The organism is Methanohalophilus levihalophilus, assembly GCF_017874375.1.
In the GTDB taxonomy this organism is placed as follows: Archaea; Halobacteriota; Methanosarcinia; order Methanosarcinales; family Methanosarcinaceae; genus Methanohalophilus; species Methanohalophilus levihalophilus.
Genome location: NZ_JAGGLK010000001.1, coordinates 198,378 through 224,770 on the forward strand (window position 1 = coordinate 198,378; position 26,393 = coordinate 224,770).

The 26,393-nt window shown below is 43.3% G+C and carries 26 protein-coding genes, 1 tRNA gene and 1 pseudogene; 17 read left to right on the forward strand and 11 right to left on the reverse strand.

The genetic code is table 11. From position 1 onward, the window contains the following. The gene (locus J2755_RS01070) at positions 1-699 is read right to left on the reverse strand and encodes a phosphoribosyltransferase (RefSeq protein ID WP_209678337.1); all 699 of its coding nucleotides are present in this window, start codon (positions 697-699) and stop codon (positions 1-3) included. Positions 700-828: 129 nt separating this feature from the next. Between J2755_RS01070 and J2755_RS01075 the strand changes: the two genes are divergently transcribed. From J2755_RS01075 to J2755_RS01105, 8 genes and pseudogenes are all read left to right on the forward strand, one after another. Further along, a tRNA-Met gene (locus tag J2755_RS01075) sits at positions 829-903 on the forward strand. 102 nt (positions 904-1,005) lie between these two features. Then, on the forward strand, positions 1,006-1,572 hold the full coding sequence (locus tag J2755_RS01080) for a DUF4386 domain-containing protein (RefSeq protein ID WP_209678340.1): 567 nt from the start codon (positions 1,006-1,008) through the stop codon (positions 1,570-1,572). Positions 1,573-1,624: 52 nt separating this feature from the next. Then, the gene (locus J2755_RS01085; RefSeq protein ID WP_209678343.1) at positions 1,625-2,317 is read left to right on the forward strand and encodes a class I SAM-dependent methyltransferase; all 693 of its coding nucleotides are present in this window, start codon (positions 1,625-1,627) and stop codon (positions 2,315-2,317) included. Between the two features lie 82 nt (positions 2,318-2,399). Further along, positions 2,400-2,906: a hypothetical protein gene (locus J2755_RS01090; RefSeq protein WP_209678346.1), complete on the forward strand. Its 507-nt coding sequence runs from the start codon at positions 2,400-2,402 to the stop codon at positions 2,904-2,906. A 39-nt stretch (positions 2,907-2,945) separates the two neighbouring features. Further along, positions 2,946-3,056: pseudogene (locus J2755_RS11575) on the forward strand (hypothetical protein); the annotation flags it as partial. Positions 3,057-3,095: 39 nt separating this feature from the next. Then, positions 3,096-3,596 carry a hypothetical protein gene (locus tag J2755_RS01095; RefSeq protein WP_209678348.1) on the forward strand — a complete coding sequence of 167 codons (501 nt, stop codon included), beginning with the start codon at positions 3,096-3,098 and terminating at the stop codon, positions 3,594-3,596. A 56-nt stretch (positions 3,597-3,652) separates the two neighbouring features. Next, positions 3,653-4,513, forward strand: a complete 861-nt coding sequence (locus J2755_RS01100) for a DMT family transporter (RefSeq protein ID WP_209678351.1) — start codon at positions 3,653-3,655, stop codon at positions 4,511-4,513. Positions 4,514-4,599: 86 nt separating this feature from the next. Beyond that, on the forward strand, positions 4,600-5,919 hold the full coding sequence (locus tag J2755_RS01105; RefSeq protein WP_209678368.1) for a signal recognition particle protein Srp54: 1,320 nt from the start codon (positions 4,600-4,602) through the stop codon (positions 5,917-5,919). 9 nt (positions 5,920-5,928) lie between these two features. Here the strand turns inward: J2755_RS01105 and rpiA are convergent, their stop codons facing one another. Both rpiA and aspS read right to left on the reverse strand, forming a co-directional pair. Beyond that, the gene (rpiA, locus tag J2755_RS01110) at positions 5,929-6,624 is read right to left on the reverse strand and encodes a ribose-5-phosphate isomerase RpiA (RefSeq protein WP_209678371.1); all 696 of its coding nucleotides are present in this window, start codon (positions 6,622-6,624) and stop codon (positions 5,929-5,931) included. A gap of 20 nt (positions 6,625-6,644) precedes the next feature. Continuing rightward, complete coding sequence (gene aspS / locus J2755_RS01115) at positions 6,645-7,976, reverse strand: aspartate--tRNA(Asn) ligase (RefSeq protein WP_209678374.1); 1,332 nt, start codon at positions 7,974-7,976, stop codon at positions 6,645-6,647. 263 nt (positions 7,977-8,239) lie between these two features. Between aspS and gyrB the strand changes: the two genes are divergently transcribed. The 5 genes from gyrB (at position 8,240) to J2755_RS01140 (ending at position 14,683) form a co-directional block, all read left to right on the forward strand. Beyond that, the gene (gene gyrB, locus J2755_RS01120; protein ID WP_209678377.1) at positions 8,240-10,147 is read left to right on the forward strand and encodes a DNA topoisomerase (ATP-hydrolyzing) subunit B; all 1,908 of its coding nucleotides are present in this window, start codon (positions 8,240-8,242) and stop codon (positions 10,145-10,147) included. Positions 10,148-10,158: 11 nt separating this feature from the next. Beyond that, the gene (gene gyrA, locus J2755_RS01125) at positions 10,159-12,639 is read left to right on the forward strand and encodes a DNA gyrase subunit A (protein WP_209678381.1); all 2,481 of its coding nucleotides are present in this window, start codon (positions 10,159-10,161) and stop codon (positions 12,637-12,639) included. Positions 12,640-12,696: 57 nt separating this feature from the next. Further along, on the forward strand, positions 12,697-13,593 hold the full coding sequence (pdxS, locus tag J2755_RS01130) for a pyridoxal 5'-phosphate synthase lyase subunit PdxS (RefSeq protein WP_209678384.1): 897 nt from the start codon (positions 12,697-12,699) through the stop codon (positions 13,591-13,593). 20 nt (positions 13,594-13,613) lie between these two features. Then, the gene (pdxT, locus tag J2755_RS01135) at positions 13,614-14,213 is read left to right on the forward strand and encodes a pyridoxal 5'-phosphate synthase glutaminase subunit PdxT (protein WP_209678386.1); all 600 of its coding nucleotides are present in this window, start codon (positions 13,614-13,616) and stop codon (positions 14,211-14,213) included. A gap of 65 nt (positions 14,214-14,278) precedes the next feature. Further along, positions 14,279-14,683 (forward strand): pyridoxamine 5'-phosphate oxidase family protein, encoded by a 405-nt coding sequence (locus J2755_RS01140; RefSeq protein ID WP_209678397.1) that lies wholly within the window; start codon positions 14,279-14,281, stop codon positions 14,681-14,683. Between the two features lie 3 nt (positions 14,684-14,686). Here the strand turns inward: J2755_RS01140 and J2755_RS01145 are convergent, their stop codons facing one another. From J2755_RS01145 to J2755_RS01165, 5 genes are all read right to left on the reverse strand, one after another. Continuing rightward, positions 14,687-15,466 (reverse strand): helix-turn-helix transcriptional regulator, encoded by a 780-nt coding sequence (locus J2755_RS01145; protein WP_209678400.1) that lies wholly within the window; start codon positions 15,464-15,466, stop codon positions 14,687-14,689. Beyond that, positions 15,463-15,831, reverse strand: a complete 369-nt coding sequence (locus tag J2755_RS01150; RefSeq protein WP_209678402.1) for a DUF4389 domain-containing protein — start codon at positions 15,829-15,831, stop codon at positions 15,463-15,465. Before J2755_RS01150 ends, J2755_RS01145 begins: the two co-directional genes overlap by 4 nt. Positions 15,832-15,858: 27 nt before the next feature. Further along, the gene (locus J2755_RS01155; protein ID WP_209678404.1) at positions 15,859-17,265 is read right to left on the reverse strand and encodes a tetratricopeptide repeat protein; all 1,407 of its coding nucleotides are present in this window, start codon (positions 17,263-17,265) and stop codon (positions 15,859-15,861) included. A 134-nt stretch (positions 17,266-17,399) separates the two neighbouring features. Further along, entirely contained in the window at positions 17,400-19,076 is a 1,677-nt protein-coding gene (locus J2755_RS01160; RefSeq protein ID WP_209678407.1) for a PEGA domain-containing protein, read from the reverse strand. 22 nt (positions 19,077-19,098) lie between these two features. Further along, positions 19,099-20,388: an SPFH domain-containing protein gene (locus tag J2755_RS01165; protein WP_209678410.1), complete on the reverse strand. Its 1,290-nt coding sequence runs from the start codon at positions 20,386-20,388 to the stop codon at positions 19,099-19,101. 111 nt (positions 20,389-20,499) lie between these two features. Between J2755_RS01165 and J2755_RS01170 the strand changes: the two genes are divergently transcribed. Genes J2755_RS01170 through J2755_RS01185 form a run of 4 tightly spaced genes read left to right on the forward strand, consistent with a single transcriptional unit; the run spans position 20,500 to position 23,654 of the window. Further along, positions 20,500-20,655 carry a hypothetical protein gene (locus tag J2755_RS01170; protein ID WP_209678413.1) on the forward strand — a complete coding sequence of 52 codons (156 nt, stop codon included), beginning with the start codon at positions 20,500-20,502 and terminating at the stop codon, positions 20,653-20,655. Beyond that, a complete protein-coding gene (locus tag J2755_RS01175) occupies positions 20,655-21,230 on the forward strand; it encodes a hypothetical protein (RefSeq protein ID WP_209678416.1) in 576 nt (191 codons plus the stop codon). The genes J2755_RS01170 and J2755_RS01175 overlap by 1 nt, the downstream gene beginning before the upstream one ends. Positions 21,231-21,264: 34 nt before the next feature. Further along, positions 21,265-22,419, forward strand: coding sequence for an ATP-binding protein (locus J2755_RS11505; protein WP_209678419.1), 1,155 nt, complete (start codon positions 21,265-21,267; stop codon positions 22,417-22,419). A gap of 5 nt (positions 22,420-22,424) precedes the next feature. Further along, positions 22,425-23,654 (forward strand): hypothetical protein, encoded by a 1,230-nt coding sequence (locus J2755_RS01185; protein ID WP_209678422.1) that lies wholly within the window; start codon positions 22,425-22,427, stop codon positions 23,652-23,654. 19 nt (positions 23,655-23,673) lie between these two features. Here J2755_RS01185 and J2755_RS01190 read toward each other — a convergent pair whose 3' ends face one another. Genes J2755_RS01190 through ndk form a run of 3 tightly spaced genes read right to left on the reverse strand, consistent with a single transcriptional unit; the run spans position 23,674 to position 26,381 of the window. Next, positions 23,674-24,087: a 30S ribosomal protein S6e gene (locus J2755_RS01190; RefSeq protein ID WP_209678424.1), complete on the reverse strand. Its 414-nt coding sequence runs from the start codon at positions 24,085-24,087 to the stop codon at positions 23,674-23,676. A 37-nt stretch (positions 24,088-24,124) separates the two neighbouring features. Next, complete coding sequence (infB, locus tag J2755_RS01195) at positions 24,125-25,900, reverse strand: translation initiation factor IF-2 (RefSeq protein ID WP_209678427.1); 1,776 nt, start codon at positions 25,898-25,900, stop codon at positions 24,125-24,127. Between the two features lie 31 nt (positions 25,901-25,931). After that, positions 25,932-26,381: a nucleoside-diphosphate kinase gene (gene ndk / locus J2755_RS01200; RefSeq protein WP_209678430.1), complete on the reverse strand. Its 450-nt coding sequence runs from the start codon at positions 26,379-26,381 to the stop codon at positions 25,932-25,934. Positions 26,382-26,393: the final 12 nt, after the last annotated feature.

Consider the following 26,393-nt stretch of genomic DNA (forward strand, 5'->3'; position numbering starts at 1 on the left):
TCAGAGTTTCTTCCAGAGTCCTTCACCCTTCTCTACTTTTTCAACAATGTCTCTTCGTTCCATCTCTTTAAGAATTTCTGTCATCCTTCCGGGTTGGGTCATCTCGAAATACATAGGCTCAATCGAATGGTTTTTCCAGAGGACATGTTTTATTGTGGGAATATCCCAGACATCATGTTCGGTATCTTTCTGCATAAGACCGCTTATGATGTCCGTCAGGTCTTCGATGAAGTTCCAGGGATACACAATCCAGGCCCATTCATCGACCTTTTCTCCACAATAGTCAGGTTCAAATATGGAATTATAGAGAAATTGGAGAGTTGCGGTGCGAACTTCCTTTGGTTCCTGCTGCAGGACATATTCTTTGGCATGTTTCATGCTCTGGCCGGTATCCGTGATATCGTCAACAAGCAGCACATTTTTTCCGGCTGCAACCTTGTCGGCAAGAGGATACTTAATATGTGGCTCATCGCCATGTTCTGCAGCACCGATGTAGTGCTCTATTTTGAGACTTGTGAGGTCGTCAAGGTTCAGGAAATCGCAAAGAACCCTGCCTGCAAACCATCCTCCCCTTGCAAGCGCAATGATGATGTCGGGTTCGTATCCGTCTTCTTTTACGTCATCAGCAACGTTCCTGCACAGGTTGTAAATGTAATCCCAGTTTGTCACAACGCATTTGAAATTATCCGGCAATGCCATTACTTCACCCTCCGATTATGGATAAATTAGGATTCTGGTGTTTATATTGTTTCGCATACTGCATACGAAATCATACGCAAGCTTTATCAGTAATGACCATGTTATTGAGGTTCCACGGCACAACATCCTAGCGGGGTGGGGTAGCCAGGAGATCCCGACGGGCTCATAACCCGTAGACCGATGGTTCGAATCCATCCCCCGCTATTCTTCTTTTGATTTTATTCTCTTGCAGATTGTTCTGAAATTTCATTCGTCCATAATTTTAAATAGGCACTGCGATTACCATTTTAAGTGGTTGTGGGTTATATGGATGAAATCAGGAAAAAAGCCATAATTGTAGGGTCACTAATTTTATTTGCTTATGCTGTTTTGGCCAGCAGTGTAATTGAATCAAAAATAATAGTAATGCTCGCTGAGGCACTTAGCGGTGTTGCGGTTATTGCAATTGCAGTCATCATGTTTCCTCTCTTTAGACCATACAACGAAAACATATCTCTTGGGTACATTGGTTTTAGAGGCATTGAAGGCGGACTTATGATCATTGCCGGAGTTTTATCTTTATCCTCAGATGCATTTTTGATTAGCATATATGATGGTATTTATGTAATCCATGCATACATTTTTGGAATCGCTGCCCTGTTTTTTTATTATCTGTTGTATCAATCAAAACTGATTCCAGGATGGTTGTCAGTATGGGGCTTTGTCGCATCAATATTGCTAATTCTGGTGAATATTTTAGAAATAGCTGGTCTTATTTCCAGTTCGATGCTATTCTATTCTCCAATAATATCAAATGAAGTGGTTTTGGCCCTATGGTTGATATTTAAAGGATTTAACAGTTCAGCTATTGAGCCCTGTAAAACTATTGATTAATTGAATAAACTCATCATCGCCTTCATTAAAAGTAAATACCGGAACCTAAATCATGGAAAAGAATGACAATTCCACTCCTTACAATGCAGCAGAGTACGATATGAATGTTCGTAAGACTCTTCCGTTTTACGAGACGTTCCACTCGGAAGTAATTGATTTTGTCAAAAATGTGAACCCGGATGTTAAAGTCTGGCTTGATACTGGTTGTGGTAGCGGCTCACTTGTCAGTAAAGCACACTCTGAGTTTCCGGAAACTCTTTTTGTTCTGGCAGACCCTTCTGAATCAATGCTGGAGCAGGCGCGGAGCAAATTAAAAGACATTCCGAATGGTAATCTTCACTTCCTTTCTCCGGCTCCTACACAGGACATTCGTTTTGATCTTCCCGACAACCCGGATGTCATTACAGCAATCCTTTCTCATCATTATTTCAGTCCTGAAGAAAGGAAAAAAGCTACAAAACGTTGTTTTGATCTCCTGCCACCGGGTGGTATATACATCACGTTTGAACACATTCATCCTTCCTCAAAAGCTGCTATCGATCTTACCATAAATCGATGGAAGAGTTACCAGCTCTCACAGGGCAGGGACGAGGAAACGGTTGACGAGCATCTAGGCCGCTTTGATAATGCATTTTTCCCGATTTCCATAGAAGAACATCTGGAACTCCTGGGATCTTCCGGTTTTAGTACAACAGGGCTACTGTGGTTTTCCCATATGCAGGCTGGGTTTTATGGGATCAAGTGAAACTCCATCTCTTTAGATCTGTCTGATTTTAGCTACAACTTTTAAACAAAAATTAAATAAGATAAAATAATTCATTAGGTTAATGGATACGGTTGTAAAAATTCTTATTCTGAGCATTGTTTTGGTTATCGCTAACACAGCATATATTGAATTTACACAACCAGATTCTCCTCCACTAATAGATTCAGATGGTGATCGTGTATCTGATGATGTAGAATTACTTCACGGCACTGATCCTCATGTTTCTGATACTGATGGTGATAGATTAACTGACTATGAAGAAATCTTTCGCTACAAAACCGATCCTTTGGAAATTGATACTGATGGAGATAGGCTGAACGATGAATTTGAAATATTCGTTGTAGGGACTGATCCGTTAAATCCTGATTCTGATGGGGATGGTTTATATGATCTTGAGGATCCTCTTCCTCTTGAACCCATAACGCTTGATTCTGATCACGATGGAATTAGCGATGATGATGAAAAACATATTGGAACTGATCCCTTTACTTATACCAATCGACAACTCTTCACTGATTCTGATTTAGATAATGACGGATTAAGCGATTATGAAGAAATTATTTACTAGGGAACTGATCCAATCAATCCTGATACAGATGCTGATGGGATAACTGATGGGGATGAACAGGATCTTTATAGAACAAGCCCAACAAATCCCGATACTGATGACGATGGATTAACAGACTATGAAGAAATTTTCATCCACAAAACCAATCCAAATCGATATCGTGATGGACAGCTTATTTCTGGAAAAGTATTGGAAGAAGCTGTTTATTTTTTACCTCATATCTTGATTTTCTTTATATTTTCATTAATTGCCATATTCTGGATGAACCGGGGAAGGCCCAAAAAGACTAAATTTCAAGCTAGAACAACTTATGCTATTCTTAATTCAGAAATAGAAAAACAGAACGATAAACCATTAGACGGTTCAACTTTAAAGAAGTATTCGAAATTACTTCCCTCATTGATTGTCATTCTATTTGTAGCTGGCTATTTTGTACATCCAATTTTTATAGTGCCATGTTTGCTCACTATCTTAGTTGAGTTTGTATTAAAAGGCTCAGGAGATCTTTTAGGACACTTCGATAGCCTGGGACGTAGAAAAAAAGCTCTTAATATCGCTGTAGAAAGGACTAACGATGAAGATTTAAAATATGAACAGAAGCACTTTTATAGGACCAACTATCTCCTTGTATTAATTTTAATAGTGTACATTATTTTAGTTTATATTTTTGAGGTCTATATAAGATCTTAAGAGTTGAACTCAGACATCGTTAACTATATCTGGCAAACTTCCGTTTTCCTGCAAGTATGGAAGCTCTGGCATTTATACCTGCTGAAATCCTTGTGGTAATACTGGGACTTGCAGCTGCTGCTTCCTGGGGAGCTGCAGATTTCGGTGGCGGGGTGGCTACAAAACGTGCCAGTGAATACATGGTCGTCATAATTACCCAAGCTGTTGGAGCTGTCCTGCTTTCGGCCCTTGCCCTCTCTTTTTCAGAAACGATGCCGGCATTTGATAACGCATTCTGGGGTGCCTTTGCCGGAATTTCCGGGAGTCTTGGACTGATTGCTCTCTATCGCGGTCTTTCCCGGGGGCGAATGGGAGTTGTGGCTCCACTTTCTGCAGTTGTGGCGGTTATCCTTCCGGTTCTCCACAGTGCGTTTTATGAAGGGTTGCCTGCCATTCACCAGATGTTCGGGTTTCTCATTGCGATTGTTGGTATCTGGTTTATTGCGGGTACAACCGAGAAGGCGGAAACACATTTTGATGACTTAATTCTTGCACTTCTTGCAGGCTTTGGTTTTGGATTATTCTTTATTTCCATCGGGCAATTCAGCGGAGATTCGCTTTTCTGGCCTCTGGTCATTGCCAAGCTCTCAGCAGTTATCCTGCTGCTTTCATTTGTTCTTGTAAAAAGATCAATAAAGCTGCCTTCAAGGGATGTACTTCCTGTGATAATCGTCGCCGGGATTTTTGATACGGGCGGAAATCTGTTTTTCGCGGTAGCAACCCAAATGGGAAGACTCGACATTGCAACTGTAACTTCTTCCCTTTATCCGGGAGGTACTGTGTTGCTTGCGTGGCTTATCCTGAAAGAACACCTGTCTTCAAAACAATGGCTGGGAGTTGGGCTGGCACTGATTGCACTCATGTTCATATCAGTCTGAAGCTCTTTAGTGATTTTTTTTCACAAAATTATTAAATACGGCGACACAATACTATTGGAGAGACAATAAAAAGGACGAACCCGAAAATGGTAATGGACAAACTTGGAACTTCGCTTCAGGATGCCCTCAAAAAATTAGTTGGAGCAGGGCGTATTGACGAGCGTACAGTCAATGAGGTCGTAAAAGATATCCAGAGAGCTATGCTTCAGGCTGATGTCAATGTCAAGCTGGTAATGGCTCTTTCTAAGAACATCAAAGACCGTGCCTTGAATGAAGAGGTCCCACCGGGCACAGGCGCCCGTGAGCATGTTATCAGGATTGTCTATCAGGAAATGGTCAATATCCTCGGCGAAGGTACTGACATTCCCCTTACTCCACAGAAAATTATGATGATAGGGCTGCAGGGTAGCGGTAAAACCACCACTACATCCAAACTGGCCCGTTATTTCCAGCGTAAAGGTCTCAGGCCGGCTGTGGTTTGTGCCGATACGTTCAGGCCCGGTGCTTACCAGCAACTCAAAACCCTTTGTGAAGGCCTCAATGTTCCTTTCTACGGTGAGGAAGGGAATCCTGATGCAGTAGGTATTGTCGAAAGAGGATTGAAGGAAATCGACAAATACGACATCAAGATCGTTGACACTGCCGGAAGACACTCCCTTGAAGCTGATCTTATTGACGAGATGGAACAAATCCATGCAGTCGCAAATCCGGATTACAAGCTGCTTGTCCTTGATGCAGGTATTGGCCAGCAGGCAAGCGAACAGGCCCGTGCGTTCAATGAATCTGTTGGAATCTCCGGGGTTGTAATTTCCAAACTAGATGGTACCGCAAAAGGTGGTGGCGCTCTTTCAGCAGTTGCCGAAACCAAATCATCTATCGCTTTTATCGGTGTAGGAGAAACACCGGACGATCTTGAGAAATTTGAGCCGGACAGGTTCATTTCCCGTCTGCTTGGAATGGGTGATATCAAATCCTTAGTTGAAAAGGCTGAGGAAGCCCTGTCCGAGGAAGAGATGGACATTGAGTCCATGATGAAGGGCAAGTTCACTCTCAAGGACATGTACAACCAGCTCGAAGCCATGAACAAGATGGGTCCAATGAAGCAAATCATGCAGATGTTGCCTCTGGGTGGCATGGGTATCAAGGTATCTGATGAAGCTTATCAGGTTACCGGGGATAAAATGGGCCGCTTCCGTGTTCTCATGGATTCCATGACCGAAGAAGAAATGCTAAATCCGCGTCTCATCGGAAGTTCAAGAATCAAACGTATTTCCCGGGGTTCAGGTTGTGCACCAGAAGAAGTCCGTGAACTCCTCAAGTATCACAAAACCATGCAGAATGCCATGAAAGGACTTCGTGGCGGTAAATTCAATATGCAAAAAATGATGAAGAAAATGGGGATGTAATCCCCGAAATTACTTTTTAAGGACTTTTACGTTTCCGTCCTTGTCCCCGATATAAACTTCATCTACGTTTGTAAAAATACCGTGCTCAACGAGCCCTGCACATTTTGAAAGGCTTGTTGACAGCTCTTCCGGATTTTTGATTTTTCCGAAGTCAGCGTCAAGTGTGAAATTACCGTTGTCTGAAATAACCGGTCCGTCCTTCCTTGAAGCAGCCCTGATTTCGGCTTTACCACCAAGATCAGCAATCTGTTTTTGTACCAGCTTGTAGGCATAAGGCAGGACTTCAATGGGTATTGGCATTTCCAGCTCTTCCACATACTTGGACTCATCAGCTACGATTATGAAACGCTTTGCAGAAAGCGAAACAATCTTTTCCCTTGTGTGGGCGGCCCCGCCGCCCTTTATGGTATCAAGGTTGGGGTTTACCTGATCTGCACCGTCGATTGCAATATCCAGCACAGGATGTTCTGCAAGGGAGGTCAGGGGAATTCCGGCTTCGATTGCCAGCATCTCGGATTGGTATGACGTGACAACGGCAAGGATGTCCAGTCCTTCCTTTACCCTTTTTCCGATTTCCTTAATCGTGTAGGCGGTCGTGGAACCCGTTCCGAGTCCTACAATCATGCCGTCTTCAACAAGATCCGCTGCCTTTTTTCCGGCAGCTTCCTTGCCGGGATGGTAACTGGGTGAACTCCTGTCTGCCATATTGAAGCCTCAAATCTGCTTTAGGGTGACAACCTCTTCCTGTCTCTTGGGAAGAGTACCACATCACGAATGTTTTCAGCACCAAGCATTGTCATAACAAGCCTTTCACATCCGATACCCCATCCTGCATGTGGTGGCATTCCGTACCTGAAAGTCTTGAGGTAGAACTCAAATCCGTCCGGGTCAAGTCCCTGGTTTTCGATGCGGGTCTTAAGCAGGTCATGTTGGTGGACACGTTGTGCACCGGATGAAAGTTCCATTGTCCTGTGCATCATATCGAATGATTTGGAAATTTCCGGATCGTTTTCATAAGGCAGCGCATAGAATGGCTTTATCTCGGATGGCCAGTCTATGATGAAATAATGTTCTTCTCCGGTTTTATCAAACACATGCTGTCCGATGGTGTGCTCCGCAAGGGTTGACAGGTCATCTCCCCATGTGAGCTTTTCATCGGTATTTGCGTTGACAATTTCAATTGCTTCACTGTATGGTAATTTCAGGAAAGGTGTCTTTGGAACCTGAAGATCAATCTCGAGGTCTTCGAGGAACTGGGCGGCATTTTTCTTAACTTCGGTGTAAACAAAAGCAACCATTTCCTCAAGAATCTCCATTACATCGAAGTGATCCATGAAGCTTGCTTCAATATCAATTGATGTAGCTTCATTGAGGTGGCGCCTTGTATCGTGTTCTTCCGCACGGAAAATGGGTCCGATTTCAAATACTCTGTCCATTCCGCCGGACATAAGGATCTGTTTAAAAAGCTGTGGGCTCTGGTTGAGGAATGCTTCTCTGTCAAAGTAGGTGATTGGGAAAAGGGCAGTGCCGCCTTCTGTTGCGGTTGCGACGACTTTCGGGGTTGATGTTTCAAGGAAACCGTTGTTGGAGAGGAAAGTCCTTACTGCGTTGAGCACTTCATGACGTATCCTGAAAACAGCATGTGATTTCTCACGCCTTAAATCCATGTATCTTGAATCAAGTCTTGTGTCAAGTTCTGCATCTACTTTCCCGGTGGTATCCATTGGGAGTGGTGATTCCGCTTCATTGAGCAATTCAATGGTTTCAGGAATCAATTCATAGCCATTAGGAGCTTTTGCTTCCGGCTTCACTGTTCCTGTGACTGAAATAATAGATTCACGGATGAGTTTACGTGCAAAGTTGAACAGTTCCCTGTCAATTTTTTTCTTAACAAGGGTAACCTGTGCCCTTCCGTCACGATCCCTTAGTACTACAAAACAAATACCGCCAAGATCACGGACTTCGTGTACCCATCCTGCAAGAGAGACTTTTTCATCTCCAATCTCTTCGGGATTAACCTGTGTTGAATAGTGTGTCCTTAATTCTGCCAATGACATATGTTCACCCTAATCCGGGATTTATTATTAATAATAAGTATCTGTCGTTTTGTATCCTAAAATACATTCTTATTGATATAGCTAACCATTTAAGGGATGCTGAAAAGCAATCTTTATTATCTATGAATACGTAGTGATACCCGAATCTAGAGGAATAATGGGGATGAAAGATTTGATGGTTTTTTCACATCTCTTTTCATGTTCCCCGAAAGAACCAAAACACTGTATCCCTGCTTATTCAGCATTACACGGAGACTATCACGATGAGCGACAGAAATGACTATGATGCAACGCATATTCAGGTGCTTGAGGGGCTGGAAGCTGTCAGGAAGCGTCCAAGCATGTACATTGGCAGCACCGATAGTCGGGGATTGCATCATCTGGTTTACGAAGTGGTGGATAACAGTATAGATGAAGCACTCGCAGGTTTCTGTGATTCCATTGACGTCTCCATCAATGAAGATGGATCAGTAACCGTGACGGACAGCGGTCGTGGCATTCCGATTGATCCCCATCCAAAATATAAGAAATCAGCTCTTGAAGTGGTTATGACAGTACTGCATGCAGGCGGAAAATTCGATAAGAACACCTACAAGGTTTCCGGTGGTCTGCATGGGGTTGGTGTTTCTGTCGTAAACGCTCTTTCCGAATGGGTTGAAGTTGAAGTTCGTCGTGGCGGGCAAATTTATTTCCAGAGATATAACAGAGGAGCCCCTGAATCTGAAGTTGTTCAGGTGGGAGGAACCGATGGGACTGGAACCCGTACAACTTTCAAACCGGATGGAGACATTTTTGAAACACTGGATTTTGATTATGACACTCTTGTTACAAGACTTAGGGAACTGGCATTCCTCAACAAAGGTCTAAGGATTGCAATTTCAGATAATCGGGATGAAGAAGATATTCATAAAGATGAATTCCACTATGAAGGCGGAATAGTTTCTTTCGTTGAACATCTCAATTCCAGCAGGAATGCCCTCCATGAAAAACCTATCTATTTCGAGAGGGAAAAAGAAAGTACTGAAGTGGAGATTGCCATTCAGTACACTGACAGTTATTCTGAGCACGTTTACTCGTTTGCAAACAACATTAACACGCACGAAGGTGGCACTCATCTGGCCGGCTTCAAGGCTGCACTGACTCGTGTTGCTAACGATTATATCAAAAAGAATAACCTTTCAAAAGATGATGCCAAGCTCTCAGGTGAGGATATTCGCGAGGGTCTGACTGCAATCATCAGCGTAAGGCTCACAGAACCCCAGTTTGAAGGGCAAACCAAGACCAAACTCGGAAACAGTGAACTCAAGGGAATTGTTGAGTCCATGGTTGCTGAAGGTCTTGCTGAGTTCCTTGAAGAGAATCCAAAGGTTGCTGCCATTATTCTCCAGAAAGCCCTTGATGCAAAACGCGCAAGGGAAGCTGCAAAGAAAGCACGTGAACTGACCCGCCGTAAAAGCGCTCTTGAAGTCAGCACACTTCCGGGTAAGCTTGCAGATTGCTCTGAAAAAGATCCTTCTATGTGTGAAGTGTACCTTGTGGAAGGAGATTCTGCAGGTGGTTCTGCAAAAATGGGACGTAACAGGCGTTTTCAGGCTATTTTGCCATTCAGGGGTAAAATCCTGAATGTTGAAAAATCCAGGCTTTCAAAAATACTGAAAAACAACGAGATTCTTTCCCTGATTACGGCAATGGGTACAAGTATTGGGGAAGATTATGATATCGAGAAGGCAAGATACCACAAAGTCATCATAATGACTGATGCTGATGTGGACGGCGCTCATATCAGAACGCTTATGCTAACATTTTTCTTCCGTTACATGACACCACTCATCGAAGCGGGATATGTCTACATTGCTCAGCCTCCTCTTTACAGCCTTAAGAAAGGTAAAAAACAACATTTTGCTTATTCAGATCAGGAAAAAGCAAAAATCCTTGAAGAAATCGGTGACAAAGGAGTTTCAATCCAGCGTTACAAAGGTCTTGGTGAGATGAATCCTGATCAGTTATGGGAAACAACAATGAATCCTGAAACCCGGACTATTTTACAGGTAACAATGGAAGATGCTGTGGCAGCGGATGAAATGTTTTCAATCCTGATGGGTGACGATGTGTCCCCTAGGAAAAAATTCATTCAGGATCATGCGAAGGATGTCACAAATCTGGATATTTGAGGTGAGGAACGATGGAAGAGGATAACAATATTAACGATTTTGAATCCGCTGGTGACATCGAAGAAGATGTTTCTTCTGGTGAGAGAGTAGTTCCGATCCTTATTCAGGATGAGATGAAACGCTCCTATATTGACTATGCAATGAGCGTTATAGTCGGACGTGCCCTTCCGGATGCAAGAGACGGTCTGAAGCCTGTGCATCGTCGTATTCTCTATGCCATGAAAGAGGCAGGTATCACTTACGATAAGGCACACAAAAAATCCGCCCGTGTGGTTGGTGACGTGCTCGGTAAGTACCATCCGCATGGTGATTCTGCTGTTTATGACAGTCTTGTGAGGATGGTACAGGATTTCTCCCTTCGCTGTCCACTAATTGATGGTCAGGGTAACTTTGGTTCCATTGATGGCGATTCTGCTGCGGCAATGCGTTACACCGAAGTGCGTATGGCCCGCATCACGGATGAAATGCTTGTCGACATAGACAAGGATACTGTGGATTTCAGACCGAACTATGACGGCTCTCTCAGCGAACCGGAAGTTCTGCCTGCAAGATTGCCAAACCTGCTTATTAATGGTTCTACTGGAATTGCAGTGGGAATGGCAACGAACATGGCTCCCCATAATCTGGGTGAAGTCATAGATGCGATTGTAATGTTGATAGATAATCCTGAAGCAACCATACAGGAGTTAAGATCTGCTATATCCGGTCCGGATTTCCCTACCGGTGGAATCATTATGGGCTCCAGTGGTATCCGGGATGCTTACGAAACCGGAAGGGGTCGAATTCACCTTCGTGCGGTAGCCAATATTGAGGAGATGAAAAACGAAAAGTTCCGCATAATTGTCTCTGAGATTCCATATCAGGTAAATAAATCACGTTTAATTGAGTCTATTGCCAATCTTGTACGGGACAAGAAAATAATTGGAATTTCCGATTTGAGGGACGAATCGGACAGGGATGGAATACGTGTTGTAATTGAATTAAAGCGTGCTTCCAACCCTCATGTTGTACTCAACCAGCTCTATAAACACACACAGCTTGAGACAACCTTTGGAATTATCAATCTGGCTCTTGTGGACAATGTTCCAAGGGTTTTAGGTCTTCGGGAATTGCTTGAAATATACCTCAAGCATCGCATTGAAGTAATCACCCGTCGCAGCGAGTATGAGCTGAGAAAAGCAGAAGAACGCGCCCATATTCTCAACGGATTGAAGATAGCCCTTGATCATATTGATGAAGTTATTTCCCTTATCCGGGCTTCAAAAACCGTGGATGAGGCCAAGGCCGGACTCATCGAAAAATTCGGACTGGATGAGATCCAGGCAAAGGCCATTCTGGATATGCGTCTCCAGCGTCTTACTGGTCTGGAAAGGCAGAAAGTTGAAGAGGAATACGATAGTCTCCTCAAGGTCATTGCAGATTTGAAGGATATACTTGCAAACGATTCCCGCAAATATGCGATTATCCGCGAAGATATTATTGTCCTAAAGGAGCGTTTCGCTGATGAAAGGCGGACGAGAATTGAAGGAAGCAGGGAAGAGATCGAAGATGAGGATCTGATTCCGGAAGAAGATGTTGTGGTTACATGGACAGATGGTGGCTACGTCAAACGTATGCCAATTGATACATACAGCCAACAGCATCGCGGTGGCAAAGGCATTCGCGGAATGGAAACCAAGGAAAACGATTCAGTGGGAAGCATATTTGTTGCTTCAACTCACGATTATTTGCTTTTCTTTACAAACCGTGGTAAACTTTACTGGCAGAAAGTCTATGGACTTCCACAGGGAAGCAGGCAATCCCGGGGTAAAGCGATTGTCAACATCCTCGAACTCTCTGAAGGTGAGTATGTCAGTGCCATGATTCCTGTAACCAGCTTTGATGAGGAAACATATCTTTTCATGGCAACAAGAGGCGGAACGGTCAAAAAATGTAGCCTCTCCGATTTCAGTAATCCAAGGAAGGCAGGTATTATTGCAATTTCTCTTCTTGATGCAGATGAGCTTGTTAATGTTGTTCAGACCGATGGTTCCAAAGATATTGTCATGGTATCAAGGTTTGGAAAGGCTATTCGTTTCCATGAAGATGACGTAAGGGCTATGGGAAGAACAGCCAAAGGTGTCAGGGGTATGAAACTTGCCGAAGGGGATGAAGTTGTAAGCCTTGATATCGTTGACGCAACTGCAAGCTTGCTCACTGTCACTGAAAACGGTTACGGAAAACGTACACTGTTTGATGAATATCGCTCCATGAGGAGAGGTGGACAGGGTGTGATGACCATTGTAACCAGCATAAGGAATGGTCCGGTAGTTAATGTCACAGCAGTCCATGATACTGATGAAGTGATTCTCACCAGTTCAGAAGGCATAATTATCAGGCTTCCTGTGAAAGATATCCGTGTGCAGGGGCGTAACACTCAGGGAGTCAGGATAATGAAAGTCAGCAATGGTGACAGGGTTGTCAGTGTGGCAAGAATTGAAGGAAATGAATAACTTTAAGTATTACACTTTTAACTATTGAGCAATAACCGATCCGGGAAGATGATTTTAATGGAACTTGAAAATTTAAGACATGGTACTGAGCTTATCAAACGCGGCTTTGCAAAGATGCAGAAGGGCGGCGTCATTATGGATGTCACCAATGCCGATCAGGCACGTATTGCTGAAGAAGCAGGTGCTGTTGCTGTCATGGCTCTTCAGGCTGTACCTGCAGATATCAGGAAAGCCGGTGGCGTTGCAAGGATGGCAGATCCTGTAATTGTTTCTGAAATTGTTGAAACCGTCACAATACCTGTAATGGGTAAAGCAAGGATTGGTCACTTTGTGGAAGCGGAAATTCTTGAAGCTCTTGGTGTAGACATGGTTGATGAGTCCGAAGTATTGACTCCGGCAGACAACAAATATCACATTGATAAAACCCAGTTTACTGTCCCATTCGTATGTGGTGCCAGAAACCTTGGTGAAGCCCTTCGCCGTATCAATGAAGGGGCAGCTATGATCCGTACTAAAGGTGAGGCCGGTACCGGGGATGTAAGTGAAGCTGTAAAGCACATGAAGAAAATCATGGGTGAAGTACGCGAACTTGCAGGCAAGAACAAGGAAGAGCTCATGATGGTTGCAAGGGAAATCGAAGCACCAATTGAGCTTTTAATGGAAACTGCAGAAATGCAGCGTCTTCCTGTTGTAAACTTCGCTGCAGGTGGAATTGCAACTCCTGCTGATGCAGCACTTATGATGCGTCTTGGTTCTGATGGTGTCTTTGTGGGTTCAGGTATTTTCAAGGCGGAAAATCCTGAGCAAATGGCATCAGCAATTGTTGAGGCAGTTAACAACTATGATAACCCTGAAGTACTTGCAGAAGTTTCCAAGGGAATCGGTGCTGGTATGAAAGGCCAGAGTGTGGATTCCATTCCTGAAGAGCAAATCCTGCAAACACGTGGCTGGTAATTATTCCGGGTGAAATCAGAATGCTTATTGGTGTGATTGCCATTCAGGGCGACGTGTCTGAGCATGTCCATGCGATAGACAATGCGCTCGCGCAGCGTGGTGAAAACGCCGATATTGTTGAAATTAAACATAGTGGAATTGTACCTGAGTGTGATGCCATTGTCCTTCCCGGAGGAGAAAGCACTACGCTCGGGCGCCTACTTTTAAAAGAAGGTATTTCAGAAGAAATAAAGCAGGCAGCTGCAGCTGGTATTCCTGTGATGGGTACCTGTGCAGGTTTAATTTTGCTTGCACAACGTGGAGACAGTCAGGTTGCAAAAACCCATCAGCATTTACTCGGGCTTATGAATACACAGGTCAACAGGAATGCTTTTGGGAGACAGCGTGATTCCTTCGAAACTGATCTGGAATTACCATTCCTTGATTCTTCCTACAGGGCCGTTTTTATCAGGGCTCCTGCAATAATTGATTATGGTCAGGATGTAGAAATCCTTTCAAAAATAGATGACAGGGTTGTTGCAGCAAGACAGGGAAATGTTCTTGCCCTTGCTTTTCATCCTGAACTAACGGATGACTTGCGCGTTCACCAGTATTTCCTTGATATGGTTAAAGGCAATTAATTCCCGGGATCATAAAGGTAATATATTGCGCTTGTAAATCCCTTTAACAAACTGAGGTTTTAATAATGGTAAAATTAACTGAAGAAATGAAAGACGGTTTCTCTAAAGTAAAGATTTTTCCTTTTGCCACAGCATCTAAAGATGGCGTTCCAAATGTAATTCCAATTGGAATGTGTCAGCTTGTAGACGATGAAACAATCTGGGTTACGGATAATTACTTCCTCAAGACCCGGGAGAATCTTGAAGAAAATCCGAAGGCTTCTATTTTTGTCTGGGGTCCTGAGGTTGGTGGATGTTTCCAGATCAAAGGAGATGCTGAAATTAAAACCGAGGGTGAAGACTATGAAAAAGCCCATGCAATGGCCAAATCAAGGAACGACAAACTCCCTGCCAAAGCTCTCATTGTGCTGAAAATAAACTCTGTTTATGAGTGCAAATCCGGTGCAGATGCAGGAAAACAGATTCTCTGATAATCATTTTACAAGAGTTGATTTTTCCAGGTAATACTGAAAAAGGTCATCTCCCCATTTTAAGGCCCTTTTATCTTTGGAATGAAGGACAGAAAGGTCATACGTTTTTTTATCTGTAAAGAGGGAAACCAATACAAATCTGTCCGTACAGATTATGGTGGAAAGGCCACTTTCGTTATCATAAATATATAAATTTGAATTTTCCAAACCCATAAAAAGGAAAGGAAGTTGCGGATAATCAGTCTTAACTTTTTCAAAAATATCTGTTCCCATAACTAATTCTATTCGAACTCCTTTTTCCAGCAAATCTGCGTATATGAGTGGATAAGCAGGATGGTAAATTGTTACAAATGTTTTTATTGTCTTTGACTTTTTCAACTCTTCAACCACAACTGAGTAAGGATCAAAGGCTTCAGCAGGTTTCGGAGTCCTGAGTTCCATTTCTTTAAGTTCACCAATTCTCTCTAAAAGATGCATTGGGATGCTGGAACTTTCATGGGTTATCAGGTATTCCTGATGCTTTTGCATTGCTTCACAGGTGCTATTCAATTTATCAAGTTCTAAAGCCACAAGTCTTCCAATATCGGTAAGATGGTACCCTTCTTTTGTCTGGCAGACAAGTCTGTATTCCTTTAGTATCTTTATTTGAGGAAGAATGGAGGGTGATGATTCGTTCAATTTTTCCCTTATTTCCTCAAGCATCTTATTTCCTTCAAGAAGCAAAAGCAATACTTCTTTTCTCTTTTCGGAAAAAGTCGTGATATTGAGGAGTGGTTTTCTCATACATCTTCACCGTTGTGAATTACCTCTGTTGTATCTTTTTCATAATACAGTTTCTTCTCGTATATCGCAATTGAGGGTGGCATTATTCCAGGTCTTTTATCTGAAGTAAGGTACACATATCCTGCTATATGGGTGTAATAGCGAAGATACCCACTGATCACATTGCTGATAACTGCAATCCTTCTTCCGGCAATAAGGATGATGATCCATTGAAGAAGCAGGCAGATTCCTGCCAGAATGCTGTAAATGTACAGGACTATAACGATTGGTATGGTATAGACCAGTCTTATAAATAGTTCAATACGGCTTGCTTTTTTCTCATAAGCAAATAATTCTTCTAACTGAACTCCATTTGAAATATTCATGTTCAGACCCCTCTCTGACAAACATTTTCATTTTGTTTGTCTTCTGTAATAAATGATTACCAATAAAACCAGTATTGCAGCTATCAGTATAAATGGCCCATATTCTGAAACCCAACTGTCCCCGGCTCTTAGCTGTGCTCTTTGAAGCCCTTCAATGGCAGTTTCATTTTCATCCTCAATAGAAAGTGCAATGTTAAAAGCATCTACTGAATCCTGATATAGCTCCAACTCATAAAGGGTGTTTCCAAGCCCGTTCCATATATCTATATTGCTTTCTTCAATGGATGCCGCCTCTTCGAAGGCAAGACGCGCTTCTTCATATCTTCCAAGATCATAAAGAACCGCACCAAGGTTATACCAGGCTTTTGCAATTGTTGGATCTCCCTCTACTGCTTTACTGTAGGCAAAAGCAGCATTTTCCAGATCACCAAATTCTACGAAAATATCTCCTTTTCCTATCCATGCATTGGCATATCTGGGATTTGCCTCAGTAGCGTTATTGAATGCTTCAAGAGCGTCTTCCAGATTTCCAAGCTCGTACAGTGTATAACCAAGCCCACTCCATGCATTGGCATAGTTTGGATTGAATGTCGTGGCGTTTACGAATGAAAGATAGGCTTGCTGGTAGTTTTCCAGTTCAAAATAGGCGTATCCTTTTCCATTCCAGGCAGTTGCAATTGAAGGCTCGAGGATGATTGCATAGTCATAATATTCAATAGCTTCAGGGTAATTTCCACGCTCATGTTCAAGGTTTCCCAGACCTACCCATGCAGCAGGGAAATCAGGATCAAGTTCCAGCGCTTTTTCAAGAGATGCCTCTGCATCGTCCAATACCCCGATTCCAATTTGTGCATACCCAAGCCCTGTTATGGATGGTACGTGTGCCGGAGCTAAATCAATTGCCAGGGAATAGGCATCGATTGCTTCATTATAAATTGCATTTATTCTAAGGATTTCTCCTGTGCGGTACCAGACCCTGAAATCATCCGATTTCAGATCGAGAAGCCCTATAAGCAGACTGCTGGCTTCATCATATCTTCCAAGCGTCTGCAATGTCAATGCTTTTGCAGCAATCGCTTCGGGGTATTCCGGCTGGAGCATCAGGGTATGCTCATACGCTTCAAGTGCAGCTTCATAATTCCCGGATAAATAGGCTGAATCACCTTTAAGTTTAAACTTCAAGGGATCATTTTGGCCATACTCGGTAGCTTTTTCAAAAGCATCAAAGGCATTTTCATATTGCCCCATTGCAAAATACGTATTTCCTTTGCCTTCCCATGCCTGTGGATTTGAAGGATTTATGGATAATGCCATATCAAATGCATAAAGGGCATCAGCATAGTTTTCTCGTTCTAATTCCGCATTTCCTGCTGCCACCCATTCGAGACTGGATGGGGCTGCAGAAGCCTGAATTGCAAATAGGCAATATGCCAAAAAAATGAATAATATGACTTTTGAAAAGGATGGTTTTTTCCCTTTGGAGCAGTGATGCAAATAATCCCCTCTCTTATTGATTATTAAGTGATACTCGTTGATCTCTGTATAAATCACTTTCTAAATTTTCCCGCTCAATCCAGTTGTTCTCCACATTCAGTGCAGAATTTTTGCCCATTTTTCACTTCAACCCCGCATGATGGGCAATGCTTTTTCTCATTACCTATGTTTGAGCGTTGTATGAGGCTATCCTGAATAGTTGTATTATTAATGTTATACTGGGTAAGTCCCTCGTCAACAAATAACTTGATATCAATTCTCTTTTCAATTTCTTCAAGCATCTTATGATAAAATCCAGTTAAGGAACTTTCTTTTTCAGCCCAGACTTTCAGTATGAGTCGTGATCTTCTTTTTCCTACAACTTCGATATATGCTGCATAATGCATGCCTGCAACGCCTTCTGCGAAAAACCGTCCTACGGCAGTGTAGAGCTGTGGAGTCGATGTTATCTCTGGCTCGATCATAAAGAGATTCATATCCTTCAGGACTCTTGAAACAATGCTGAAAAGATTCTCCGCAGGGATTTCAAGATCCTTGGAGTCTTCGCCTGTAGAGATCATGTCACGCACATATTCTCTCCAGTCGTTTTCGCTAATTTCTTTGCTTTTAAGAACTGGACAGATGATATTGACAAAACGGCTGCCAACTTCTGCGTCTTTGCGTTTTTTGGTTCCGTAATCATAATACTCAATATTCCCGGAAACCTTGCATTCTCCGCATTCACCGGTAGGTCTTATCGAGAAAGTTACGGTGGAACCTTCTCCGGGTTCGAGCATGGCTATTACCTTTTCTTTTTCCTTTAAATGGAATACGTCCGGAACAAAAAGCCTTATGCGGATATCTCCTATTGGTTCAGTGGTCTGGTTTTCGACTTTGACTTTATATTCAACCATAGATCCTTTGTAGGAGAACGCTGTTTTTGCAAGAACTTTTTCATTACCTTTTTCTTCTGTAGCTGCAGGTGGTGAGGCTACCGGTGAAGATGTTACCGGCGGTGCTCTGTCTTCTTCAGGCATCTTGTTTTTCTTATTTTTCCTTCTACGCAGAACTTTTAACAAAATTGCTGCAACAATTATTACGATTATTACGCCAAGCAGCTGGGCTGCCGCTTCGTCATCGGACGCTGACCCGCCATAAGCACCATTTGAATTGGACGATGAATCGCTTGCCCGCAGATAATTTGTATAGTATGTAGGTTCTCCGGAGTAAACGTAAATTGCTTCGGAAATCGTGTCATAACCACGCTTTGAAATCTCAAGTGAATGATAACCTGGCTCGAGATAATTTAGCCATACCATATCATATTCTGTTCCAGTTGTGGTCTGGTAGTAACCATTCAGGTATATGTCTGCATCATCAGGTAATCCGTAGATCACAATCGAACCAGTTGAAGCACCGGTGTATACGTAGGTATTTTTAATTGTTACATAGTCTGTGGTGGCACCTGAATATACATCAACGATGTCAAAACTGACTGCAATAAAATTGTCACTATATGAAAAGACCCCGCCTTCCTCATATATGTAGTCAGAAACAACGGTATCGCCGCTAATAAGTGCAATTTCCACTTCATTGTAGTATGGATCTGCAGACACAATATACAGGATATAGCCTTCCGGGAGCGGCGTATAATATTCTTCTGCAAGGGTTATTTCATCGGAGGATACAGTGACAGCACCTCCGGTCATTGAACATGCTGTCAGGACAATTGCCATGCTCAGGCAAAGTAAAACAATTTTTTTTGTATCCAACACAGACACCTGGTTTGTGATTTTATCTGTCGAGCTTCGTACCACATTGTCCGCAGAAACTGGCTTCTGCAGGTACTGTAGTGCCGCAACCGGGACATTTCTTAACAGTTGAAGAGCGCCTTTCACGGGCAGCTGCCATCATGTCAGCATCCAGCTCTTTGCGCCTGTACGAATCTTCACGTTCCCTATCTTCGACATCCATCATAAACCCTACGCGATCTTCTTCTGCCCTGCGTTTTGCTTCGTCCATTTTTGCCAGTGCTTCAAGCTGCTCAGGTGTCATGGAAGATAGCTCCCTTCCCTGTGCGACAATCTTGGCAACGTCTTCTCCACCACTGGATGTAATATTATTCAGGTATTCCATATCACGGCCGTGCTGCCTGTCTTTTATGTCTTCTTCCAGCTCGAGTTCATCCCTTCTTGCTCCGGTCTTTGCTTCCTTCCAGTCTTTGTAAATCCCAATGCCAGAACGTGCTTCAGCAGCGTCACTTTCAATTTCAATTTGATCAAGACGCTTTTTATGAAGAGCTTCCTTTTCCTCCTCCGCTCTTTCATGTCCTCTCAATGCAGCTCCTGCAGCAACATCTTTTCGAACTTCAGCTACCTGCTCACGGCCTTCTCTTTCAAACCTGCCTTCCTTGCGGAGGGCTTCAATTTCTTCAAGTTCCTCTGAGGTCTGGAATTGGCTTCGGGTTCTTCTTACTTTCTCATATTCAGCAAAATCCCACTCTGCGGTATGCCTTTCAATCTCAAGTCCCCAGTTTCGCAAAGTGTCTTTCAGCTGCATTTCGAGCTCGTTTTCGATTGCAACCTGAAGATCCCGATTCCCATAAATTTCCTCAATTTCTATCTTGTGAACCTCAGGCTCAAGAACCCGGGTTAAAACCTCGCTCTGGAGGTGGCTATAAACATCATCGATGGAAAGGTATCTTTCTCCATGTTTGTCCATTGTGCTGTAGGAAAACAACATCTGGAAGAACCTTTCAACATCCGAAATCCTGAACTTCAGGATTCCTTTACATCCGATTTGCTGACTGTCTCTGGTCCATAGTTCTGCTTGTTCCCAGTCCAGTTCTTTCTCGGAGGTATCAATAAGCGCAACATCTACGTCTTTGCGAATGTTGCCGGGTTTCAACAAGCCTCCTACCCGAATCTTTCCACTGTCTATAACATCTTCAACATTCCCGTTCCTGATCATGACAGCATTTTCATTCGGGGACAGAACTACGGATTTACTGAAAAATCCATTTACTCTGCCCTTTGGAACAACCCTGGCGATATCATCTAATTCCCTTTTCCATTTGAAGGCCATGTTATCAACACCTGTAAGTCTGCGAGTTGATCTTTGGTAACTCTTATATATATTGTTTTCCATTGTATACATAGAGATACAACTCATGGCATCTCGCCGGAGGAAAAATATATGAAACGTTCGTATCCTGTTAGTGCAAGAGTTTCTGAAGATATGAAACAATATCTGGATAGTCTTGTCAATAAGGGGATAGCAATCAATACTTCTGAAGCATTGAAACTTTGTGTACGCTATGCCAAACAGAAGAAAATGGAGGAGGAACTGTAATGGGGCTCACAAATCCTTTCAAGAAAGTCTCACCTGAGGAACTTAAAACCAAGCTCGCTATATCTGAACAGAGATTAACTTCCAGGGAAAAAGAACTGATGAAGAAACGCCAGGGTGCACGTGATTCTGCCAAGGATGCTCTTGCAAATGGCAATGATCGTGAGTTCCGTGTGGCTTCCCGCCGTTATTCCATGGTAGACGGTCAGGTTAACACAATCGGTAGCATGGTAGAGATGGCACAGTCCATGAGTGACGTTATTGAGATGCAGACCGGTCTTAAGGAAGTTGTTGAGATTGGTGAGAATCTTGGACAATGGCAAAAGCAGCTTGGTTTTGATACTGCCAAGATGGAATCCGCAATTACAACTATCCGGACATCTATGGAAAAAGTGAACACAGCTACCAGCATGATGACTTCTTCAATGGATGCAGCGATGGGAGGAGACACCGAGCTTTCCGAGATGCAGGATTCCCTTCGTTCAGAATTACTGGCAGAACTGTCCACGGATACCGGTTCTAAGGATTCCCTGACAAAACGTATTGAATCCGAGATGACAGACGAGGACACTGTCTGATTCCTGACCTCTTTGTTTTGAGGAAGGTGTGCAGGTGGGAGAGTCTGCCGTCCAGATGGCTGCAAAAGCCAGAGGTTATGCAAAAGCTGCCCGTGAGGTAGAAAAGTCGGGTAATTCGGATCGTGCCCGTGAGCTCTATCTTGAGGCAGCCAAGCTTTACAATTCCGCATCGCAAAAATCTTCAGACGTTGCGGAAAGAAATACCCAGCGAGATCTTGCAGAGCACTTGCTTGCAAAAGCACAATCTTTTAAACGCTCTGCTCAACCGGCAACTGGTGGCACTTCTGAGGACAGCGATGAAGGAACAGTTGCAAAAAGTGACTTGTTTCTCAAACAGAAGCCTTCAATTGGTTTTACTGATATAGGCGGCCTTGAGAACGTGAAGGAATCCATTCGCAAGGCAATCATTTATCCCTTTACTCATCCTGAGCTCTACAAGATGTATGGTCAGAGGGCAGGTGAAGGTATCCTTTTGTATGGTCCACCGGGTTGTGGTAAGACCATGATGGCCAAAGCGGCGGCAAAAGAATGTGGTGCCGACTTCCTGAGTGTGAAAACCAGTAGTATTGTCAGCAAATGGGTGGGTTCTTCTGAGAAAAACATCAGACAGGTTTTTGATGCTGCAAGGGATTGCGATAAAGCAATCGTATTTCTGGATGAAATCGATGCAATTGCTCCCCGCAGGAGCGAAAGCGAAGATTATGCAAAACGTATGGTGAACGAGATGTTAGTCCAGCTTGATGGTGTGGACACCTCTGAAGATAGTTTCCTTGTATTGGCGGCAACAAATGAACCATGGGGAATCGATCCGGCACTTCGACGTCCGGGACGTTTCAGCAAACTTGTGTTCATCCCTGAGCCGGATCTTGATGCAAGATATGCCATTTTCAAATTGAACCTGAAGAATCGGCCGGTTGAAGATGATGTAGATGTTATGGAATTGGCAAAGCTAACCGAATCGTTCTCCGGAGCTGATATTGCTGCTATCTGTGGAGAAGCTGCTGACATTCCGCTCGGAGAAGCTCTTCAGGGTGGAGATACGCGTAAAATTCACATGTCTGATTTCAGGAAAGTGCTTGAAGGGCGGACTCCTTCTATCCTGAGCTGGTATGCAGAAGCCCGGGCGCAGATCAAGAAGCACGGTGAAGAAACAACATTTCCTGAATTATTCAGGCAAGCTCAGGGGTGATTATTATGGATGATTTAGAATTACCTGAAAAATCTCCAGATAGGACTCAGACTGAAAACAACCAGAGGATAAAAGAAGTTCTGGGAGAAAACCGTCAGGCCTTTGAAATGCTGATTGAAAAATCTCATCGTGATGGAAATGTACAGGCTACTGCTGATATCCGGGCTTTAAGAAACAGGATTGTGGATTTGCTAAAACGCATAGATGGGAAAACTACTGCTTTTTCAGGTAAAACTGCTTCCAGTCTGGATGAGTTTTATGATGCTGAACAACAACTGATTGCTAAATCCGATTCTTTTTCAGAAATGATCTCCCAAATGCTTGATGGTGAGATGAACATTGAGGCCTTTAAACTAACCATGTCTCTGGAGAGTATTGAAAGGGCAATCAAAGCCCGCATACCTGTTGATCCGGTTCTTATGGGCAAATACTCAGCTAACAGGCAAAGGATTGCAGCGGAGAAAGCTGCATCATCAGAGCCTGAAGTTATTGAAGAGTCACTGGCAATCAAAGACGAACCTGAACAACCAGAAGAATATTCAGTTCAGCAACCTGTACGAGAAACAGTTGAAGAGAAACTTGACACTGAAACTTTATCTGTCCTTTACAATTATCTCAACATCCTTGAGCGGAAATATGGTGATTTTGTGCCGGAAGTGTCTCCTTCAGGTGACTATCTTTCTTCTCCAAAGTGGAAATATAGCACCGATCAAAGAAGTGCTCATGCAGAACTCAAAGGAGGTATTTTTGGTAGTCTTTTGGTACTGGATGCCCGGTGGAATCCAGAAACTGATCTTCGGAAGCTGGTTGAAAAGGTACAGGGGATTGCAAGGGCTGCAGGAAACAATGAATATCGAGGCATATGTTTTATCGCGAATTCATGGGATGACGATATTTCAGAATGGGCAGAAAGCTATACTCATCCAAGATTATCGCTGTTCCTCTATTCCTTAGGTTCTGATGGAGTAATTTACAATTCTGAAAACACTTATTCAAGGTATCTCCAGTTCTGGTATTCTCCACTGGCTTCTGGGAAGGTACGGCTCAAAGATTTGGTTCTGGATCTGTTGCAGGAAAGAGTTAATATTGATGCTTCTGATCTTGCATCTGAAACAGGGCTTAACAAAAAAGGAGCTCAAAAGCTGCTGGATAAACTTGAAAAGAAAGAAATGCTGGTGGACATAGGATTCGGTTCGTCCAAATATGCCCTGTCCAACACTTTTAAAGACAATTAAATAAGATGTGCTGAGGAGTTTACTCTTCAGCAGCTTCTTCTACTTCTTCCTCGGAGCCTCCTCCAAGAATATCCTCAATGGACTTGCCACCATATTCGACAACTTTTGAGTTTATCTGGACGATGTCCGGTGCAATTTCCCTTCCTCTAAGGAATTTGCGGCGACGTGCTCCATTTGCTTTAGGTGAGTAGCCAACTCCACCGGCAACGAGGACTTTCTGTCTTTTAGGGCCCGGAAGGTCTTTTCTCATGACGAAGCCACTGTTGTCGCTTCCGCCGGTGATTTCCAGAGTGTATCCGGGAAGGCCTACAACTTCACCATCTACAGTTTCTCCAATAGCTTTTCCAATAAATTTGTTGGCTTCAGCACCAGTTACATCAAACTGGTATGCTTTTGATTTTGGGTCAGAGACCACAACTTTGAAATCTGCCATAAATTTTCCTCCAATTTGTTAATCTGATCAATTTGATTTATTTAGCCCAGAAAGGATTCTCTCTGCGCTTTATCTCCAAAAATACATCAAGAGTATCGATTTCATCCGGTTTCAGGGTGTCTATTAACTCATGCTCAAGGATTTTTGCATGTTTTTCAGGTATGTTTGAAAATAACACGTCATTTTCCTTGATTTGCCGGCCGACTGTAGGGCCTTCAAGAGCCATTGCAACTTCCATTCCGGTATGTGCTTCCTTGATGTTTTCTCCTTCGGATTGTAATCCTTTTACGACACCTACAACGATTCCCTGATCGTTGGTTACCTGGACGTTTGTTTTAATTGAACCGCCTGTTATCCTGACGCCCACAACAGCAGGTTTGCTCTGCCGGAATGTGCAGCCGGGAAGTAGAGTGAATTTACCGGGTTTCACAATCATCTGAGAGATGTTTTCTTCGGATTTGGCTTTTTGCTCTTTCACCCAATCCTTATATTCATCAATCAGCCGGTAGATAACATTATTCATAAAAAGCTTTATGTTTGCGTCCTGTGCCTTTTCCTTTGCATCAGGAAGCAATTTGACATTGAATCCTATCATCACTGAATAGAAAGGATCTTCAATTGCTGACACTTCAACGATGTCACGTTGTGCAATATCACCAACTTCTGCCTTGCGTATTGGAATTTCTTCCTTTTGCAGCTCATTGACAAGAGCCTCCAGAGATCCAATTGTATCAGCTTTAATAGTAACGCCCATGGAATCAGTATTGATTTGGACGTCTTCTAGTTCCCCTTTAATATCTTCAACAACACTGTCGAGGGTTTCGGGGGTTGCTACTTTCACAGTCGCACCTGAAAGGGCATCGTCCAGTCCTGGCGCTGACAATTTGACTCCAATAGCAGCAGTTACACTGTCGACCTTTTCAAAACGGTCTTCAGTAATAATTTCCTCCAGTGCCCTTGGCTTCAATATTGCCCTGACCTTAGTCTGGATGGGCTCACCGAGGCTTCCGACTACAATAGTGTCTCCTTTGTGGATTGTTCCATCATAGAGGATTATATCGATAGTTGTACCCAGTCCCTTTTCATCCTTTACTTCAAGTATAGTTCCTTCTCCGGGTCCGTCCGCAGTATAATGCAGATTGGATTCAAGGAATTTCTGGGCAAGTCCGAGGAGTACCATAAGTAAATCAGGAATTCCTTCTCCCGTAAGAGCACTTATTGGAATTACGCCTATTGTCTTCTGGAAATCAGCTACACGGTCGTACCTTTCCGAGTTAAAACCGTGATTATAGAGTTCCCCGACAATTTCATAAAACTTAGTATCAAGTGCGGACCTGACGTGTTCGGCCTGGGAATTATATGTCTGAATAAAACTGGACCCGGGTTTTGGATTCCATCCATGGATCCTGTCAATCTTGTTTGCGACAACAACAAAAGGCGTCTTAAAACGTTTAAGGATTTCAAGGCTTTCAATAGTCTGTGGCATAAATCCTTCGTTTATGTCTACAATAACTACTGCTAAATCAGCTAATGCACCTCCTCTGCTGCGCAGGGAAGTAAATGCATGATGGCCGGGTGTATCAATAAAAAGCAGCCCGGGTACAATGAATTTATCTTTCATTGCATCATTGCCACATTTCTCTGCAATAGCATCTATGGGAACCTCAGTTGCGCCTATATGCTGGGTAATAGCTCCGGCTTCCCCCGCTACGACTGCTGAACCGCGAATAAGGTCCAACAGGCTGGTTTTGCCGTGATCTACATGTCCCATCACGCAAACGATGGGAGTCCTGAGGTTCTCATTGACAGACATTGAAAGCTCCCGATTGGATTTTCAGGCTGTCTTATTCGTAGAGACAGGTTTCATCAATTTTTGTGTATCCTGCAATCTCATCTTCAGAGAAGTGGATAGCAATCTCACGCTCCGCGGATTCCACAGAATCAGATGCATGAACTATGTTGCGACCTGTTTCGATTGCAAAATCTCCACGAATAGTTCCGGGAGCTGCTTCCACAGGGTTTGTAGCACCATTGATTGCACGCATAATCTTGACTGCATCCCCGCCTTCAATTACCATTGAAACTGAAGGTCCGGAGGTGATGTAGGATATCAGGGAAGGGAAGAAAGGTCTTTCTTTGTGTTCACTGTAGTGCTCTGTAGCGGTTTCCTCGCTAATGACATTCATCCTCAGAGCACTGATTTTCAGTCCCTTGTTTTCTATCCTGTTGATGACATTCCCGATGAGTCCTCTCTGGACTGCATCAGGTTTGATCATTACATAAGTTCTTTCCATGAAGACTCACCT